Raw genomic sequence first — 14,744 nt, 5'->3', positions numbered from 1 at the left:
GCCCGCTTTTGGCTATTCCACCTGCATGACCCAGGTAGACGGCAAGCCGCGCCAGACGAAGCGCGATCGCACCCACTGGCTCTACATTCTGGTGATCGTCGGCGTCGTCGCGGGCGTGATCCTCGGCTTGGTGGCCCCCGACACCGGCAAAGCACTCGGGGTGCTCGGCACCATGTTCGTCAACCTGATCAAGATGATGATCGCCCCGGTCATCTTCTGCACGATCGTGCTGGGCATCGGATCGGTGCGCAAAGCCGCCTCGGTCGGCAAGGTCGGCGGCCTGGCGTTGGTCTACTTCCTGGTGATGTCGACCGTCGCCCTCGGCATCGGCCTGCTCGTCGGCAATCTGATCAGCCCTGGCAGCGGCCTGCACATCTCCCCCGACCCGAGCGCTGGCCAGAAGCTCGCCGAGGAGGCGCACGGGGCAGGCGGCGCAATGGATTTCATCCAGGACATCATCCCCAATACGCTGTTCTCCTCGCTGACCGAAGGCAATGTGCTGCAGGCGTTGTTCGTGGCGCTTCTGGTCGGCTTTGCGATCCAGGCGATGGGAAGCACCGGCGAACCGCTGCTGGCTGGTGTCGCGCTGTTGCAGAAGCTGGTGTTCCGCATCCTGGCAGGCATTCTCTGGCTGGCGCCGATCGGTGCGTTCGGCGCGATCGCAAAAGTGGTCGGCGACACCGGTTTTGACGCCGTCGTTCAGTTGCTGGTGCTGATGTTGGCCTTCTACCTGACCTGCCTGATCTTCATCTTCGGCGTGCTCGGCGCGTTACTGCGGTTCGCGGCTGGTGTCTCGGTGTTCAAGTTGGTTCGGTATCTGGCTCGTGAGTATCTGCTGATCGTCGCGACGTCGTCGTCGGAGTCGGCGTTGCCGCGGCTGATTGCCAAAATGGAACACGCCGGCGTGCAGCCGACAACGGTCGGAATCGTTGTGCCGACCGGATATTCGTTCAACCTCGACGGCACCGCCATCTACCTGACGATGGCATCGTTGTTCGTCGCCGACGCGTTGGGTGACCCGCTGTCGATCGGGGAGCAACTCGGCCTGCTGCTGTTCATGATGGTGGCTTCGAAGGGCGCCGCAGGCGTCACCGGCGCGGGACTGGCCACCTTGGCGGCCGGCCTGCAGAGCCATCGGCCCGAGTTGCTCGACGGTATCGGCGTTATCGTCGGCATCGACAAGTTCATGTCGGAGGCGCGCGCGTTGACCAACTTCTCCGGCAACGCGGCCGCCACGGTGCTCATCGGCGCGTGGACACAGTCAATGGACCATGAGCGGATGACGCAGGTGCTCGACGGCGACAGGCCGTTCGACGAGCGCACCATGGTCGACGACGAGGCCGCAAAGCCCGCGGCAGCAACGCATTAGCCGGCCTTGTGGGCCGTCAACAGGAACGCCGGAAACTTGATCCGGCCCTTCTCGTCGGTCTGGTGTGCGGGCATCTCGAACGGCGCGTCGGGAATCGCCATCGCATTGGCGTGAATGGCTGCCTGCCGGATGTCGTCGACCTGCCAGTATTTCGACACCGCGTCCCGCAGTTCGTCTTCGTCGACCTCATGCGGTTTCGGGTCCATCTCGGCGGGGAACGCGCCCTTCGCGAACACCAGGATGAAGTACGAGGCGCCGGGGGCGGCGGCGTTGTACACCGAGCGCAGGTAGCCGTCGCGGCCCTCGACGGGCAGCGAGTGGAACAACGTGCTGTCGACGACCGTGTTGAAACGGCCGCCGTATCCGGTGAAATCCGTGATGTCGGCCTGGACGAAGGTTGCGGTGGTCAGGCCGCGCTCGTTGGCCGCGGCGGTGGCCGCGGCGATTGCGGTGGGGCTCAGGTCGACACCGACCACGGTGTAACCGTCGGCCGCCAAGGCGAGCGACAGTTCGGCGTGCCCGCAGCCGGCGTCGAGCACGTCGCTTCGGAACATGCCCGTGCGGTGCAGCGCGGCCAGATCGGGCTGCGGCTCACCGATGTTCCACGGCGGCGGACCACTAAACTCTCCCTCGCCGCGGTATACCCCGTCCCAGTCCATCACTTGTTCAGATGCCATGGCGTCCAAACTAGTCGGGGCCGTCCCAAGTGTGGACCGGCTCATTGCTGTGCATCCGCTCGCAGTACATCCGAAGCATCTCGGCCAGCGCCTTGGGTCGGGTCATCCCGCGTTCCTGCAGCGCGTGCACGGTGGCCACCTGCCAGGCCGCGCCGTTGCGGCCGGTTTTGGCGCGGCCCTCGATCACGCCGAGATACCGATCGCGCACTTCGCCCGACACTTCCCAGCGCCGCAGTCCCTCATCGGCCATCGGCAACAGCTTGCGCAGCACCAACTCGTCGGGCGTGACCTCGCCCAGGCCGGGCCAGTACAGCCTTGCCTCCATGCCGTGTTGCGCAGCGGCTACGAAATTGTGGTGTGCCGCAGCGAAACTCATCTTCGTCCACAGCGGCCGATCCTCCTCGGACAGCGTGCGCAGCATGCCGTAGTAGAACGCGGCGCTGGCCATCATGTCCACCACGGTCGGCCCTGCAGGCAGCACCCGATTCTCCACCCGAAGGTGCGGCTTGCCGTCCACCACGTCGTACACCGGCCGGTTCCACCGCCAGACGGTGCCGTTGTGCAGCCGCAGTTCGGCCAGTCGCGGAGTGTGGCCGTCGGCCAGCACGGCGACCGGATCCTCGTCGGACAGCTCGGGAAGCAGCGACGGGAAGTAGCGCACGTTCTCCTCGAACAGGTCGAAGATGGACGTGATCCACCGCTCGCCGAACCAGACCCGCGGGCGCACGCCCTGGGACTTGAGCTCATCCGGGCGGGTGTCGGTGGCCTGCGTGAACAGCTCGATACGAGTTTCCGGCCACAGTTGGTGGCCGAAGAAGTACGGCGAGTTGGCGCCCAGCGCCAGCTGCGGGCCCGCCAGCACCTGTGCCGCGTTCCAGTTGTCGGCGAAGTCGGCGGGGGACACCTGTAGGTGCAGTTGCATGCTGGTGCAGGCCGACTCCGGTGCGATCGACGCCAATTGCAGACTCAGCCGCTCCGGGCCTTCGATGTCGATCAGGATGTCCTCGCCCCTGGCGGTGAAGATCGAGTTCTCGAGCGCCTGATAGCGGGTCGACTCGCTCATCCAGCCGCCGGAGAGGTGTTCGGGCATCAGTGTCGGCAGGATCCCGATCATCACGATGTGTGCGCCGTTGGAATTCGCCTTCTCCTCCGCCTCGTTGAGACTGGCCCGCACATCGGATTCCAGCTCGAGTGCGGCGCGGCCGGGTAACCGGCGCGGCGGGACGTTGAATTCGATGTTGTAAGCACCCAATTCGGTTTGATAAGCGGGGTCGGCGATCGAGGCGAGCACTTCCTGATTGCTCATCGCCGGCTGGTACTCGCCGTCGACCAGATTGCACTCGATCTCCATACCGGTCAGCGGCCGGTCGAATTCGAAGCTGGCCTGGGCGAGCATCGTCTCGAACACGTCGAGGCACAGCTGCACCTTGCGCCGGTACTCCCGGCGCTGTGCGCGAGAAAAATCGGTCTGGTTCACCTCTTCGCCCACAACGCCGATGGTTCAGCGTTGTTGACGACCGCGCAAGCAAATCGCCGCATAAACCGGCAACTGCCGGGTAGTCCCTCGCGATGGACATCACGGTGACCTTCATCGGCAATGCCACCACCCTCATCTCGGCCTCGGGGCTGCACCTGCTGACCGACCCGAATTTCCTGCACCAGGGGCAGCACGCCTACCTCGGCTACGGGTTGGTCTCGAAGCGCCGCCACGGCCCGGCGCTCGACATCGACGAACTGCCGGCACTTGACGCGATCGTGCTCTCCCATATGCACGGCGACCATTGGGATCGGGTGTCCCAGCGCCGTCTCGACCACGCACTGCCGATCCTGACCACGCCGCACGCGGCCAAGCGGCTGGCACGCCGCGGCTTCGGTCGCGCGCTTGGGTTACCCAGATGGGGAAGCCATCAGATCGTGAAGGGCAATGCCGGTGTCACCGTCACGGCGCTGCCGGGCAGACACGCGCCGACGCCGGTGGACAGGCTGCTCCCGCCGGTGATGGGTAGCATGCTCGAGTTCACCGACGGTTCGGCGCGGCGACGGATCTATGTCTCCGGCGACACCTTGTTCGTCGACGAATTACGGGAAATACCAGTGCGTTTCGATTCGATCGAGGTCGGCATACTGCATCTCGGCGGCACCCGGCTGCCGTTCGGAGCTCATCTGTCGTTCGGTCTCACGGTCACCATGGACGGGCGCCAAGGCGCGGATACGGTCGAACTGCTCGACCTGCCGCGGATGATTCCGGTGCACTTCGACGACTACGGCGTCTTCGCCTCGCCGCTTTCGGAGTTCACCGACGAGATGAAACGACGGGGGCTGGCCGACCGGGTCATCGAACTCGGACGAGGCTCCTCGGTCACGGTCTAGTGGCCACCACGACCTGGGGCTTCATCAGCCCGCCGCGCAGTTGCACCTCGATCGCCGGGTCGGCATGCGCGGCCAGCGCACGCAGCGCCGACGGGCTGTAGCACCGCAGCGAGCTGATCACCCCGTCATGCAGAAACGGCACCAATGGGGCCAGTGGAAGCATGGTCGCCAATCGGGCGAGGTGCAGCGGCGACGGCGGCCGTGGCAGGTCGATGATCACCAGCTTGTCGGCCGCCCGGGTGCCTTCGGCGAACACCCGCGAGGCGGCGGACGGCGGCAGGTGATGAAAAGAGAACGCGAACACCGCAAGATCGAAATGGCCGTCGGGGGCGTCGATCGCGGTCGCATTCATTTCCCTGACGGTGGCCCGCGGGTGATCGCCCAGGTCGCCGGCTTCGATGGCCGCCACCGACCGCTTGTCGATGTCCGTCACGGTGACGTGAGCCGTGGGGTGCCAGTCCAGCAGTTTGCGCGACAGCCCGCCGTGACCGGAACCGAGTTCGAGGATCCTCGGGTCGGGCACGTCGGCCACCTCGTCGAGGACGACCTTCGCGAACCTCTCGGTGTTGCCGAAGAATTCGCCCGTCCACTCCAGGGCCCGGATCACACTGCGCTTGGTGCCGTCGGCTACGTCGTCGCGGTCCAGATATTCAGGCACATCGGTCTGTAACAACCGGTCGAGGCAGGAGGCGTCCGGTCCGCCGCGGGGCATGCGGTCGATGTCAGTGATCAATGCGGCCACGTAGACCATGATGGTCGATTGGAGCAGCCAGAGGAGGGAATGCGTAGTGGCGGAGTTCGTAGCGGCCATCGACCAGGGCACCACCAGCACGCGGTGCATGATCTTCGACCACGATGGCGCCGAGGTCGGCCGCCATCAACTCGAACACGACCAGATTCTTCCCAAGGCGGGCTGGGTCGAGCACAACCCCGTGGAGATCTGGGAACGGACCGCATCCGCCATCCAGTCGGCGCTGAACAAGACGAAGCTGTCGACCACTGATCTCGCCGCGCTCGGCATCACCAACCAGCGGGAAACCGCCCTGGTGTGGAATCGGCGCACCGGACGCCCGTACTACAACGCGATCGTCTGGCAGGACACCCGCACCGACCGCATCGCCTCAGCGCTGGATCGCGACGGCCGTGGCGACGTGATCCGGCGCAAAGCGGGCTTGCCGCCTGCCACATATTTTTCGGCAGGCAAGGTGCAGTGGATCCTCGAGAACGTCGACGGCGTGCGCGCCGACGCCGAAAAGGGCGACGCGCTGTTCGGAACGCCCGACACCTGGGTGCTGTGGAATCTCACCGGCGGCCCACGTGGCGGCGTGCATGTCACCGATGTGACCAATGCCAGCCGGACGATGCTGATGAACCTGGAGACGCTCGACTGGGATGACGAATTGTTGTCGTTCTTCGGAATTCCGCGCGGGATGCTGCCCGAGATCAGGCCTTCGTCATTCCCCGAGTCCTACGGCATCACCCGCGACGACGGGGCGGTGTCCGGACAGGTTCCGATCACGGGCATCCTCGGTGACCAGCAGGCCGCAATGGTCGGCCAGGTGTGCCTTGAGGCCGGCGAAGCCAAGAACACCTACGGCACAGGGAATTTCTTGCTGCTCAACACGGGTGAGAAGATGGTGCGGTCCGAGAACGGATTGCTGACCACGGTGTGTTACCAGTTCGCCGATGCCAAACCCGTTTACGCGCTGGAGGGTTCGATCGCGGTCACCGGATCTGCGGTGCAGTGGCTGCGCGACCAGTTGGGCATCATCAGCGGTGCTGCGCAGAGCGAGGCGCTGGCCCGCCAGGTCGAGGACAACGGCGGCGTCTACTTTGTGCCCGCATTCTCCGGACTGTTCGCACCGTACTGGCGCTCGGACGCCCGCGGGGCCATCGTCGGCCTGTCGCGGTTCAACACAAACGCCCACCTCGCGCGCGCCACCCTCGAGGCGATCTGTTATCAGAGCCGCGACGTCGTCGACGCGATGAAGGCCGATTCCGGTGTGCACCTGGAGGTTTTGAAGGTCGACGGCGGTATCACCGTCAACGACCTCTGCATGCAGATTCAGGCCGACGTGCTCGGCGTTGACGTGGTCAGACCGATGGTCGCGGAAACCACCGCGTTGGGCGCCGCGTACGCGGCGGGCCTTGCGGTGGGATTCTGGGAGAACGCTGACGACCTCCGGGCCAATTGGCAAGAAGACAAGCGCTGGTCACCCGCGTGGAGCGAGGACCAGCGCTCGGTCGGCTACGCCGGTTGGCAGAAGGCCGTGCAGCGCACCTTGGACTGGGTGGACGTCGACTGACCGGCTAGATGCAGGCGCCGAAGACGCAAACGCCGCCCCACGGTTCCCAGCCGCCGTTCCAGCCGCCAGGCACGGGATCGCCCCGCCAGCCGCGACCATCCCAGCCGTGCCAGTCATGGCCGTTGCCGTGCCATCCATGTCCGCCGTGCCAAGGCCCTGGGTCGGCGCTTGCAACCCCGGCGCCGAGTCCGAGCGCGCCTGCGACCAGACCTCCGGCTACCGCTACCGATGCGAAGAACTTTGCGGGCTTCATCGTTGAGCAACTCCTTCCGCGCTTTACGTCACTAGTTTAGTTAGCTAGCTTAAATATACCTTGTTGCTCCTTGTGGGACAAAGCAATTCAGCGCCGCGGAGTTGTGCGGTATTCCCGACGTGAGCTACGCCGCATCGTCGAGTTGTGTCTTGGTGTCGTCGTCCAGCTCGATTTCGGCGACGGCCGTGTTCTCCTCGAGATGCGGCACCGACGACGTGCCGGGGATCAGTAACACGTTGGGCGCCACCGAGAGTGTCCATGCGAGGGCGATCTGCGCGGGGGTTCGGCCCAGTTTGGCGGCCTCGCCCTGCACTGCGGGATGCCCCAGGACCGGATTGTCGGCGGCGAAGGCCGAGCCGAGCGGGAAGAACGGCACGAATGCGATGCCGCGCTCCAGGCACATGTCGAGGATCGGTTGCGATGTCCGGTCCATCAGGTTGTACGCATTCTGCACGCAGACGATTTCGGTGCGCTCCAGCGCGATCTGCAGGTGTTCGAGGCTGATGCTGCTCAATCCGATTCCGGCGATCAGCCCTTCGTCGCGGGCCTTGATCATCGCGGAAAGCTGAGCGTCGAACAGGTCGCGGTCCTCAACGGCGGCCGGGGCGTTGGGGCCTTCGCTGGAGAACACCCGGAGGTTGACCGCGGCCAGCCGGTCGGTGCCAAGGGTGGTCAGGTTTTCCTCTATCCCCGCGCGCAGTTGGTCTGGTTGCTGGGCGGGCAGCCAGTTGCCCTGATCGTCGCGTGCGCCGCCGACCTTGCTCACCAATGCGAGATCGGACGGGTACGGGTGCAGCGCCTCACGGATCAGTGCGTTGGCCACATTGGGGCCGTAGAACTGCGCGGTGTCGATGTGATTGATGCCCAACTCGATTGCGCGGCGCAGCACCGCCAGCGCCTGGTCGTGATCGCGCGGCGGCCCGAACACACCGGGACCGGGTAGCTGCATGGCGCCGAAGCCGACGCGGCCAACTGAGTACGAACCAATCGAGTAGGTGTCCATATGTGAATTGTGGAGCCTGAGCCGCGGTGGGCGCGGCCCAGGCTCCACACGTCGCTAATCTTCGCCGAGAATGCCGTAGATCTCGCGGCGGGCGTTGTTGAGGATGTCGACGATGCGCGCCTGCTGATCCTCGGTGGCCGTGTGCGCCGACTGTGCGGCGGCGCCCATCAGCTGGCCGATCGCCGCGCGGAGGTTGAGATGGCCGGGCGCTTCATCCTTGAAGCCCTCGGCGATCTCGTCCCACGGCGCGGTCTCGATTTTCTCGACTGCACTGCGACCTTCGTCGGTCAGCTCGAAAAGCTTTTTGCTGCCGTCGCTTTCGGTCGTGATGATCAAACCCTCGTCGACCAGCAGCTGCAGCGTTGGGTAGACCGAGCCCGGGCTCGGCCGCCACAGGTTCTGGCTGCGTTCGCCGATCTCCTGGATCATCTCGTAGCCGTGCATCGGCCGTTCCGCGAGCAACTTCAGGATCGCGGCGCGGACGTCGCCGCGCTTGCCCCGACCGCGTCCGCCGCGGCCGCGACCGCGCGGACCGCCGGGGCCGAACCCGAAGCCGAAGCCTGCGCGGGGGTCGAAGCCGAACTCGAATCCGCGGCCGGGGCCGAAGCCGCCGAAGTTGGCTTGGAAGCCAGGTCCGCAGTCGTGCTCGCGTAGCTGATCGCGAAGGTTCTCGCGGAATTCGCGCCTGGCCTGACGGCGCTGCTGATGAAGGGCGCGGCGGTCGCCGAAGCCGAAGCCGATCGGGCCGGGTGGCGGGGTGAATGGGTTGGTCATGGGTGGTGCTTCCTAACGTTCGAGGATGAAGCGCCGAACGCGCTTGCGATACATTGACGATATATCGGAAACTATCGCGATGCAACGACCAAGTGAGTCGCTCTCATCTTTCGGAAGCTATGTTCCTGCCCGCTCGTCGATCGCGTCGATCAGCCAGTTCGCCCATTGCGCCTCCATGGCGTTCTTCCGCAGGCCCCACTCGAGCGCTGCGCGCCCGTAGAAGAGCCCGTCGTCGCGGGTCCAGTCGATGGAGTCGCGCAGTTGCTCGAGTCGGCTGACCTCGGCTTCGGCATGCTCGGCCATTGCGACCACATGCTTGCGGGCCTGCTCGCGCGGCACTTCGCCAAGCAGGAAAACGCGCAGCAGGCCAGCGTCGCGAAAGGGCGGGTCGTCCTGCGCGTCAGCCACCCAGCGCCGCAATTCGGCCCGGCCGGCATCGGTGATGCGGTACTCCTTTCGGCCCCGCGGGCCGATGTCGGCGACCTCGATCAGGCCCGCGTCCGCGAGCTTGTTCAGCTCGCCGTACAGCTGGCTCTGGGTGGCGGGCCACACGTTGGCCATCGATTTCTCGAAATGTTTGAGCAGGTCGTACCCGCTGCCGGGCTCCTGGGCCAGCAGACCTAATGCTGCGATGCGCAAACTCACCGGCCGATCGTACCTCCACTATTGACATGTCAAAATAGACATGTCAGATTCGACCTATGACGGACGCTTCCTCCACCTTGTTCGGAACCGGCGAGTTCTTTCAGCGCGACAACTACGCACCGGTCACTGACGAACTGACCGAATTCGATCTGCCCGTCGAGGGAGCCATCCCCACCGAACTCGATGGCTGGTATCTGCGCAACGGGCCCAATCCACGCCAAGCCACCGCGCACTGGTTCACCGGCGACGGGATGATCCACGGCGTACGCATCGAAGGCGGCCGCGCCGCCTGGTACCGCAACCGCTGGGTGCGCACCGACAGCTTCGTCGAAGATTTCCCGCTCTACAACGCCGACGGCACTCGCAACCTACGTGCCAGCGTTGCCAACACCCATGTCGTCAACCATGCGGGCAAGACGCTGGCCCTGGTGGAATCGTCGCTGCCGTATGAGGTCTCCAACGACCTGGAGACGTTGCGCGCCTACGATTTCGGCGGAAAGCTCGTCGACTCGATGACCGCGCATCCGAAGATCTGCCCCACCACCGGTGAGCTTCACTTCTTCGGATACGGCAACATCTTCGCGCCACACGTCACGTACCACCGCGCGGACGCCAGTGGCGAGTTGACGATCAACCGGCCGCTCGACGTGCCCGCGCTGACCATGATGCACGACTTCGCGCTGACCGCCGAGCACGTCGTCTTCTTGGATCTGCCCGTCGTATTCAATCTCGACGTCGCGCTCACCGGGGGCGGCGACATGCCTTATCGGTGGAGCGACGAGTACGGTGCGCGCCTCGGCGTCATGCGCCGCGACGACCCGTACGGCGAGGTGCGCTGGTTCGCGATCGACCCGTGTTACGTCTTCCACGTGGCCAACGCCTACGATGCGGGTAATTCGATTGTGCTGCACGCGGTTCGGTATCCGGAGCTGTGGCGTGACAGCGGCGGGTTCGACGTTGACGGTGTGCTGTGGAGCTGGACGATCGATCTGCAGAGCGGCGCGGTGTCCGAACGCCAACTCGACGACCGCGCGGTCGAGTTTCCCCGCATCGATGACAGGCTGGCGACGCTGCCCGCCCGCTACGCGGTATCCGTCGGCGACAGTCGCTTGATCCGCTATGACCTGACCACCGGTGACGCTGTCGAGCACGTGTTCGGCACCGCGCAGTCACCTGGGGGGCCGGGAGAGGCGGTGTTCGTCCCGTCGACGACCGGTCCCGCCGACGAGAGCAGTGGTTGGTATCTGGGCTACGTCTACGATTCCGCGCGCGACGGTAGTGATCTGGTGATCATCGATGCATCGGAATTCGGCGCGTCGCCAGTGGCCAGAATCAAACTGCCGCAGCGAGTTCCGTATGGATTCCACGGCAACTGGATCGCGGGTTGAGTAACGTGTCCGGCCATGGCGGTGAAATGGCTGGACCAGCCTGAAGCACACGACTACGACGCGGCCGCGGCCTACCTGAGCATGCTTGCGGAAAGGGCCGAGGTGGACAGGACGGTGACGGCGCTGAAGGCCTGCAAACCGGTGTTCCGGAAGGCCAAGGACATTCTGCGCGCCGCCGAATTGCAGTTGTTGCCGGACACGAACGCCCATGTCCGGTCGGACCTGGCGAAGATCAGCGACGGCAAGAAGTTGTCGCCGATCCTTTTGGTCCGCGGCAGCGCGGTCGGCGGGTACCCGCTGCAGATCGCCGACGGCTACCACCGGGTCTATGCCAGCTACCTCACGGATGAGAACACAGATATCCCTTGCCATTTGGCCTCGTGGCACTAGATGTCAGGTTTCGGCTTCCACTCGCTGGCGCTGCTGGCGGTCATCGGCATGGCGGGCCCGCTGTTGGCCTCGTTCCGGGGCTTCAGCGTCCCGGTGATCATCGGCGAATTGGTCGCCGGACTGGTGGTGGGCCGGACCGGGTTCGGAATCGTGGACCACACGGACGCCACGTTCACGCTGCTGGCCAACATCGGGTTCGCCTTGGTGATGTTCGTCGTCGGAACCCACGTCCCGGTACGCGACCGCACCTTGCGCTCCCAGATTCCCAAGGCGCTGCTTCGGGCCGTTGCCGTTGGTGTGGTGGCGGCGTTACTCGGCCTGGTGCTGGCGCAGGTGTTCGGCACGGGACACGCGGCGGTGTATGCCGTGCTGATGGCGTCGTCCTCGGCGGCGCTCGCGCTGCCGGTCATCGACTCGTTACGGCTGGATGGCCCGCCGGTGCTCTCGGTGACCACCCAGATCGCGATCGCCGACGCCGCGTCGGTTGTGTTGCTGCCCTTGGTGATCAACCCCGGCCAGGCGGCGCGGGCCACGCTTGGTGCGGTCGCGATAGCCGGCTGCGCCGCCGTGGTGTTCGTGGTGCTGCGCGCGGGCGCCCGACGTGGCTGGCGCAGGCGGCTGCACCACTACTCGCATATGCGCAGGCTCGCGCTGGAACTTCGGCTGAGCCTGATTCTGCTGTTCGGTCTCTGCGCGCTGGCGGTGACCACGCATGTGTCGATCATGTTGGCGGGATTCGCTCTGGGCCTTGTGGTCTCGGCCGTCGGTGAACCGCGCCGGCTGGCCCGCCAGCTGTTCGGCATCACCGAAGGTTTTTTCGGGCCGCTGTTCTTTGTCTGGCTCGGTGCGTCGTTGCAGGTGCGCGAGCTCGGTGAGCACCCCGCACTGGTCCTGCTTGGCCTCGGTCTCGGACTCGGCGCGTTGCTCGCCCACGCAGTGGGCATCGGGTTCGGCCAGCCGCCGACGCTCGCAACGTTGTCGGCCGCCCAACTCGGGGTGCCGGTCGCCGCTGCGACGCTGGGCACCGAACAGCACCTGCTCGGACCGGGTGAGCCGTCGGCGCTGATGCTGGGCGCGCTCGTCACCGTGGCGACCACATCGCTGGCGGGCGCGGTGGCGGCACGCCGTCAGAGAGCCGACGAGCCGAACGCGGCGCCGGAGTAGCCGAGGCGGTAGGTATTCGGGCTGACACCGTATGCCCGCTTGAACGCGCTGCTCAACGCGAACGGGGTGCTGTAGCCGACCCGCCTTGCGACGGCGGCGATGGTGACCTCGGTGGTTCGCAACAGGTCGGCCGCCAGCGCCAGCCGCCAATTGGTCAGAAACGCGATAGGCGGCTCGCCCACCTGCTCGGTGAACCTGCTGGCAAAGCCTGCACGCGAACTGCCCACGGCGGCAGCGAGATTGGCAACGGTCCACGGATGCTCTGGGTTGTTGTACATCAACTTGAGCGCCGGGCCGACCACCGGGTCTTGTTCGGCGTGCCACCATGTCGGGGCGTTTCCGTCTCGGTCGAACCAGGTGCGCACCACCGCGATCAACAACAGATCCAGCAGTCGATCGAGGTACGCTTCCTGGCCCGGACCTTGGTGGGCCGCCTCTTGGGCGAGTAGAGCCACCAGCGGGGTCTGCCATTCGTCGGCACGCAACACCAGCAGCGCGGGAAGCGCGTCGAGCAGACGGGCGCTGACCTCGCTGCGGCCTTCGTACGCGCAGATCACCGAGCGCGTCGCCCCCGATGCGCTGTTGCCCCACGTGCGAAGCCCCAGCGACATCTCTAACTTCAGATCCTGGCCCGACAGCGTGGTGCAGCGCTGGCCCGGTCCGATGACGACCATCGGTGGCGTGGTCGGGTCGTCGGCGAACAGATACGGTTCGGCGCCGCGGGTCAGCGCGACATCTCCGGCGCCGAGCCAGACCGTCCCGCTGGCCTTGCCTGCGATCACCGCGCGGCCGTGGGTCTGACAGATGAGCGTCAGCGGTGCCTCGTCTTCGATGCTCATCGACCACGGCGGATCCATCATCATCCGCAATACGAAAGCGCTGCGTGCTCGCACACCGTCGAGCAGGCCGACAACGGCGTCCACGCCCGGAGCCTAACGCGTGCCGGTTCGGTACGCGGCGAGAAAGACGTGTAGACGCGCGCGTATGCATTCGGGACGGTGAGCGATGGTTCGTGCCGAGCGCGACCACTTGACTTCTGGTCATGACCACCAACCCCGTCGTGATCCTCACCTCGCTCACGGCCCTCGCGAGTGCCGCTGCGGGCGGAATGATGTACACGTTCTCCACCTTCGTGATGCGCGGGCTTGACCGAACCGGTCCCATCGCCGCCATCACGGCGATGCGCGGTATCAACGCCGAGGCCGACGCCAATGCGGCTTTTCTACTCGGGTATTTCGGCGCGACCATTCTCGCCGGCGCTGTCGGCGCCACCTCAATGATGCGGCTGAACCATCCGGGTAGTTGGTGGTTGCTGATGGGTGCGGCTGTCGGCGTCCTCGGAGCGGTCATCACGATGGCCTTCAATGTTCCGCTCAACACTCACCTTGACGCCGTGAACCCCAAGGGCCTGTCGCTGACCGACGCCGCGCACGAGTGGCGGGCGTACTCCTCGACATGGACGGCCTGGAATCACGCCCGCACTGCCACCAGCTTCGTTGCCGCCGGGTTGATGCTGTTCGGCTTGCGGTGTCGCTGAGGCGATCTCAGCTCGGCGGGGTGAAGCCGCCGGAGTTCGGTGTGGACGGCGCGGGCGGCCAGTGCGGCGGCGGTGGTGCGGCAGTCGGCGGTGCGGGCGGCTGCATGCGGGCCAACTCACGGCGGTGGCGTTCTGCCAGCACCGCGGCGAGGACGAATTGGGGCGGCACACCGGGCGGAGGGGGCGGCGAGATCTGTGCGACCACCTCGCCGGTGATCCGGTATGCGATCTGATCGCGGATCTCCGGATCCAATTGCGGTGCGCGGGAGAGGAATTGGCGGGCGCGCTCGGCCTGCTCGGGACCGAGGCCGGACAACTGCAGGGAAGACGCCCACCATGCGAGCTGCGGCGGCATCGGCGGCGGCGGACTCAGCTTCGGTGCGCGCTCGCTGATCACCACCGTGCCCGCGAAGATGTCACCGATCCGTTTCCCTTTGGGAGACAACAAGCTACAGATCACGGCCGGACCGCCGACGAGGGTCCAGATCTCGATGAAACCGGCCAGCGCACGGAACAGCGCTTGGCGAAACCGTTCTGGGCCACCGTCCTCCGACACCACCCGCAACCCAAGCGCCATCTTGCCCAGTGACCGGCCCCGCGTGGCGGTTTCGAAGATCACCGGATATCCCACCAGGGTCAACACCGTGAAGATGATCAGCACCGCGGCGGACAACGCATCGTCGAACTGCGTCAGCGTGGTCGCCCACAGCAGCACACCGATGATGTAGGCGATGAACACCACGACCAGATCGATCATCGCCGACAACGCGCGCACCGGTAGCTGGGCGATCTGAACGTCCAAGACCACCGCATCCCCGGTCACCACCGGTTCTTGCTGGCTGACCATACTTCGCCACGCTACTAGGAT

Annotated in this window: 16 protein-coding genes; 7 read left to right on the top strand and 9 right to left on the bottom strand. The window is 65.7% G+C overall.

The window, feature by feature from the left end; translation table 11 throughout:
* Window positions 1–25 precede the first annotated feature (25 nt).
* Complete coding sequence (locus ACGFK1_RS14355; protein ID WP_393429791.1) at window positions 26–1,369, top strand: cation:dicarboxylate symporter family transporter; 1,344 nt, start codon at window positions 26–28, stop codon at window positions 1,367–1,369.
* Here the strand turns inward: ACGFK1_RS14355 and ACGFK1_RS14350 are convergent.
* Both ACGFK1_RS14350 and ACGFK1_RS14345 read right to left on the bottom strand, forming a co-directional pair.
* A complete protein-coding gene (locus tag ACGFK1_RS14350) occupies window positions 1,366–2,046 on the bottom strand; it encodes a class I SAM-dependent methyltransferase (protein ID WP_393429788.1) in 681 nt (226 codons plus the stop codon). The genes ACGFK1_RS14355 and ACGFK1_RS14350 overlap by 4 nt on opposite strands.
* Window positions 2,047–2,056: 10 nt before the next feature.
* The gene (locus tag ACGFK1_RS14345) at window positions 2,057–3,535 is read right to left on the bottom strand and encodes a glutamate--cysteine ligase (RefSeq protein ID WP_393429785.1); all 1,479 of its coding nucleotides are present in this window, start codon (window positions 3,533–3,535) and stop codon (window positions 2,057–2,059) included.
* A gap of 80 nt (window positions 3,536–3,615) precedes the next feature.
* Here ACGFK1_RS14345 and ACGFK1_RS14340 point away from each other — a divergent pair, with 80 nt between their 5' ends.
* Window positions 3,616–4,416: an MBL fold metallo-hydrolase gene (locus ACGFK1_RS14340; RefSeq protein ID WP_393429782.1), complete on the top strand. Its 801-nt coding sequence runs from the start codon at window positions 3,616–3,618 to the stop codon at window positions 4,414–4,416.
* Here ACGFK1_RS14340 and ACGFK1_RS14335 read toward each other — a convergent pair.
* Complete coding sequence (locus ACGFK1_RS14335; RefSeq protein ID WP_393429779.1) at window positions 4,406–5,167, bottom strand: class I SAM-dependent methyltransferase; 762 nt, start codon at window positions 5,165–5,167, stop codon at window positions 4,406–4,408. The two genes, ACGFK1_RS14340 and ACGFK1_RS14335, sit on opposite strands and share 11 nt — an antisense overlap.
* 1 nt (window position 5,168) lies before the next feature.
* On the opposite strand from ACGFK1_RS14335, the gene glpK reads away from it, so the two are divergent.
* Window positions 5,169–6,722: a glycerol kinase GlpK gene (gene glpK / locus ACGFK1_RS14330; protein WP_393429776.1), complete on the top strand. Its 1,554-nt coding sequence runs from the start codon at window positions 5,169–5,171 to the stop codon at window positions 6,720–6,722.
* Between the two features lie 4 nt (window positions 6,723–6,726).
* Here glpK and ACGFK1_RS14325 read toward each other — a convergent pair whose 3' ends face one another.
* The 4 genes from ACGFK1_RS14325 to ACGFK1_RS14310 all read right to left on the bottom strand — a co-directional run bounded on the left by ACGFK1_RS14325 (window position 6,727) and on the right by ACGFK1_RS14310 (window position 9,397).
* Entirely contained in the window at window positions 6,727–6,975 is a 249-nt protein-coding gene (locus ACGFK1_RS14325) for a hypothetical protein (protein ID WP_393429773.1), read from the bottom strand.
* A gap of 124 nt (window positions 6,976–7,099) precedes the next feature.
* Complete coding sequence (locus tag ACGFK1_RS14320; protein WP_393429770.1) at window positions 7,100–7,978, bottom strand: oxidoreductase; 879 nt, start codon at window positions 7,976–7,978, stop codon at window positions 7,100–7,102.
* Window positions 7,979–8,032: 54 nt separating this feature from the next.
* Window positions 8,033–8,752: a PadR family transcriptional regulator gene (locus ACGFK1_RS14315; RefSeq protein WP_393429767.1), complete on the bottom strand. Its 720-nt coding sequence runs from the start codon at window positions 8,750–8,752 to the stop codon at window positions 8,033–8,035.
* A gap of 117 nt (window positions 8,753–8,869) precedes the next feature.
* Window positions 8,870–9,397, bottom strand: a complete 528-nt coding sequence (locus ACGFK1_RS14310) for a PadR family transcriptional regulator (protein ID WP_393429764.1) — start codon at window positions 9,395–9,397, stop codon at window positions 8,870–8,872.
* A gap of 56 nt (window positions 9,398–9,453) precedes the next feature.
* Here ACGFK1_RS14310 and ACGFK1_RS14305 point away from each other — a divergent pair, with 56 nt between their 5' ends.
* Genes ACGFK1_RS14305 through ACGFK1_RS14295 form a run of 3 tightly spaced genes read left to right on the top strand, consistent with a single transcriptional unit; the run spans window position 9,454 to window position 12,339 of the window.
* Complete coding sequence (locus ACGFK1_RS14305) at window positions 9,454–10,785, top strand: carotenoid oxygenase family protein (protein ID WP_393429761.1); 1,332 nt, start codon at window positions 9,454–9,456, stop codon at window positions 10,783–10,785.
* A gap of 15 nt (window positions 10,786–10,800) precedes the next feature.
* Entirely contained in the window at window positions 10,801–11,175 is a 375-nt protein-coding gene (locus ACGFK1_RS14300) for a hypothetical protein (RefSeq protein ID WP_393429758.1), read from the top strand.
* Window positions 11,176–12,339: a cation:proton antiporter gene (locus tag ACGFK1_RS14295; RefSeq protein WP_393429755.1), complete on the top strand. Its 1,164-nt coding sequence runs from the start codon at window positions 11,176–11,178 to the stop codon at window positions 12,337–12,339. It begins immediately after the preceding gene.
* Here ACGFK1_RS14295 and ACGFK1_RS14290 read toward each other — a convergent pair.
* Window positions 12,303–13,262, bottom strand: a complete 960-nt coding sequence (locus ACGFK1_RS14290; protein ID WP_393429753.1) for an AraC family transcriptional regulator — start codon at window positions 13,260–13,262, stop codon at window positions 12,303–12,305. The genes ACGFK1_RS14295 and ACGFK1_RS14290 overlap by 37 nt on opposite strands.
* A gap of 119 nt (window positions 13,263–13,381) precedes the next feature.
* On the opposite strand from ACGFK1_RS14290, the gene ACGFK1_RS14285 reads away from it, so the two are divergent.
* Window positions 13,382–13,876 (top strand): DUF1772 domain-containing protein, encoded by a 495-nt coding sequence (locus ACGFK1_RS14285; RefSeq protein ID WP_393429750.1) that lies wholly within the window; start codon window positions 13,382–13,384, stop codon window positions 13,874–13,876.
* Between the two features lie 7 nt (window positions 13,877–13,883).
* On the opposite strand, the gene ACGFK1_RS14280 is transcribed toward ACGFK1_RS14285, so the two are convergent.
* A complete protein-coding gene (locus ACGFK1_RS14280; RefSeq protein WP_393429747.1) occupies window positions 13,884–14,723 on the bottom strand; it encodes an RDD family protein in 840 nt (279 codons plus the stop codon).
* Window positions 14,724–14,744: the final 21 nt, after the last annotated feature.

It is taken from the genome of Mycobacterium sp. NPDC048908, from assembly GCF_043197955.1.
Lineage (GTDB): Bacteria > Actinomycetota > Actinomycetes > Mycobacteriales > Mycobacteriaceae > Mycobacterium.
This window is presented reverse-complemented; position numbering and strand designations above follow the sequence as displayed.

What these genes read in the sequence shown, in the direction of transcription:
- ACGFK1_RS14300 (WP_393429758.1), top strand. Translation starts at nt 10,801, where the DNA reads ATGGCGGTGAAATGGCTGGACCAGCCTGAAGCACACGACTACGACGCG.
- ACGFK1_RS14335 (WP_393429779.1), bottom strand. Translation starts at nt 5,167, where the DNA reads ATGGTCTACGTGGCCGCATTGATCACTGACATCGACCGCATGCCCCGC.
- ACGFK1_RS14315 (WP_393429767.1), bottom strand. Translation starts at nt 8,752, where the DNA reads ATGACCAACCCATTCACCCCGCCACCCGGCCCGATCGGCTTCGGCTTC.
- ACGFK1_RS14325 (WP_393429773.1), bottom strand. Translation starts at nt 6,975, where the DNA reads ATGAAGCCCGCAAAGTTCTTCGCATCGGTAGCGGTAGCCGGAGGTCTG.
- ACGFK1_RS14295 (WP_393429755.1), top strand. Translation starts at nt 11,176, where the DNA reads ATGTCAGGTTTCGGCTTCCACTCGCTGGCGCTGCTGGCGGTCATCGGC.
- ACGFK1_RS14340 (WP_393429782.1), top strand. Translation starts at nt 3,616, where the DNA reads ATGGACATCACGGTGACCTTCATCGGCAATGCCACCACCCTCATCTCG.
- ACGFK1_RS14285 (WP_393429750.1), top strand. Translation starts at nt 13,382, where the DNA reads ATGACCACCAACCCCGTCGTGATCCTCACCTCGCTCACGGCCCTCGCG.
- ACGFK1_RS14320 (WP_393429770.1), bottom strand. Translation starts at nt 7,978, where the DNA reads ATGGACACCTACTCGATTGGTTCGTACTCAGTTGGCCGCGTCGGCTTC.
- ACGFK1_RS14355 (WP_393429791.1), top strand. Translation starts at nt 26, where the DNA reads ATGACCCAGGTAGACGGCAAGCCGCGCCAGACGAAGCGCGATCGCACC.
- glpK (WP_393429776.1), top strand. Translation starts at nt 5,169, where the DNA reads ATGGTCGATTGGAGCAGCCAGAGGAGGGAATGCGTAGTGGCGGAGTTC.
- ACGFK1_RS14305 (WP_393429761.1), top strand. Translation starts at nt 9,454, where the DNA reads ATGACGGACGCTTCCTCCACCTTGTTCGGAACCGGCGAGTTCTTTCAG.
- ACGFK1_RS14280 (WP_393429747.1), bottom strand. Translation starts at nt 14,723, where the DNA reads ATGGTCAGCCAGCAAGAACCGGTGGTGACCGGGGATGCGGTGGTCTTG.
- ACGFK1_RS14350 (WP_393429788.1), bottom strand. Translation starts at nt 2,046, where the DNA reads ATGGCATCTGAACAAGTGATGGACTGGGACGGGGTATACCGCGGCGAG.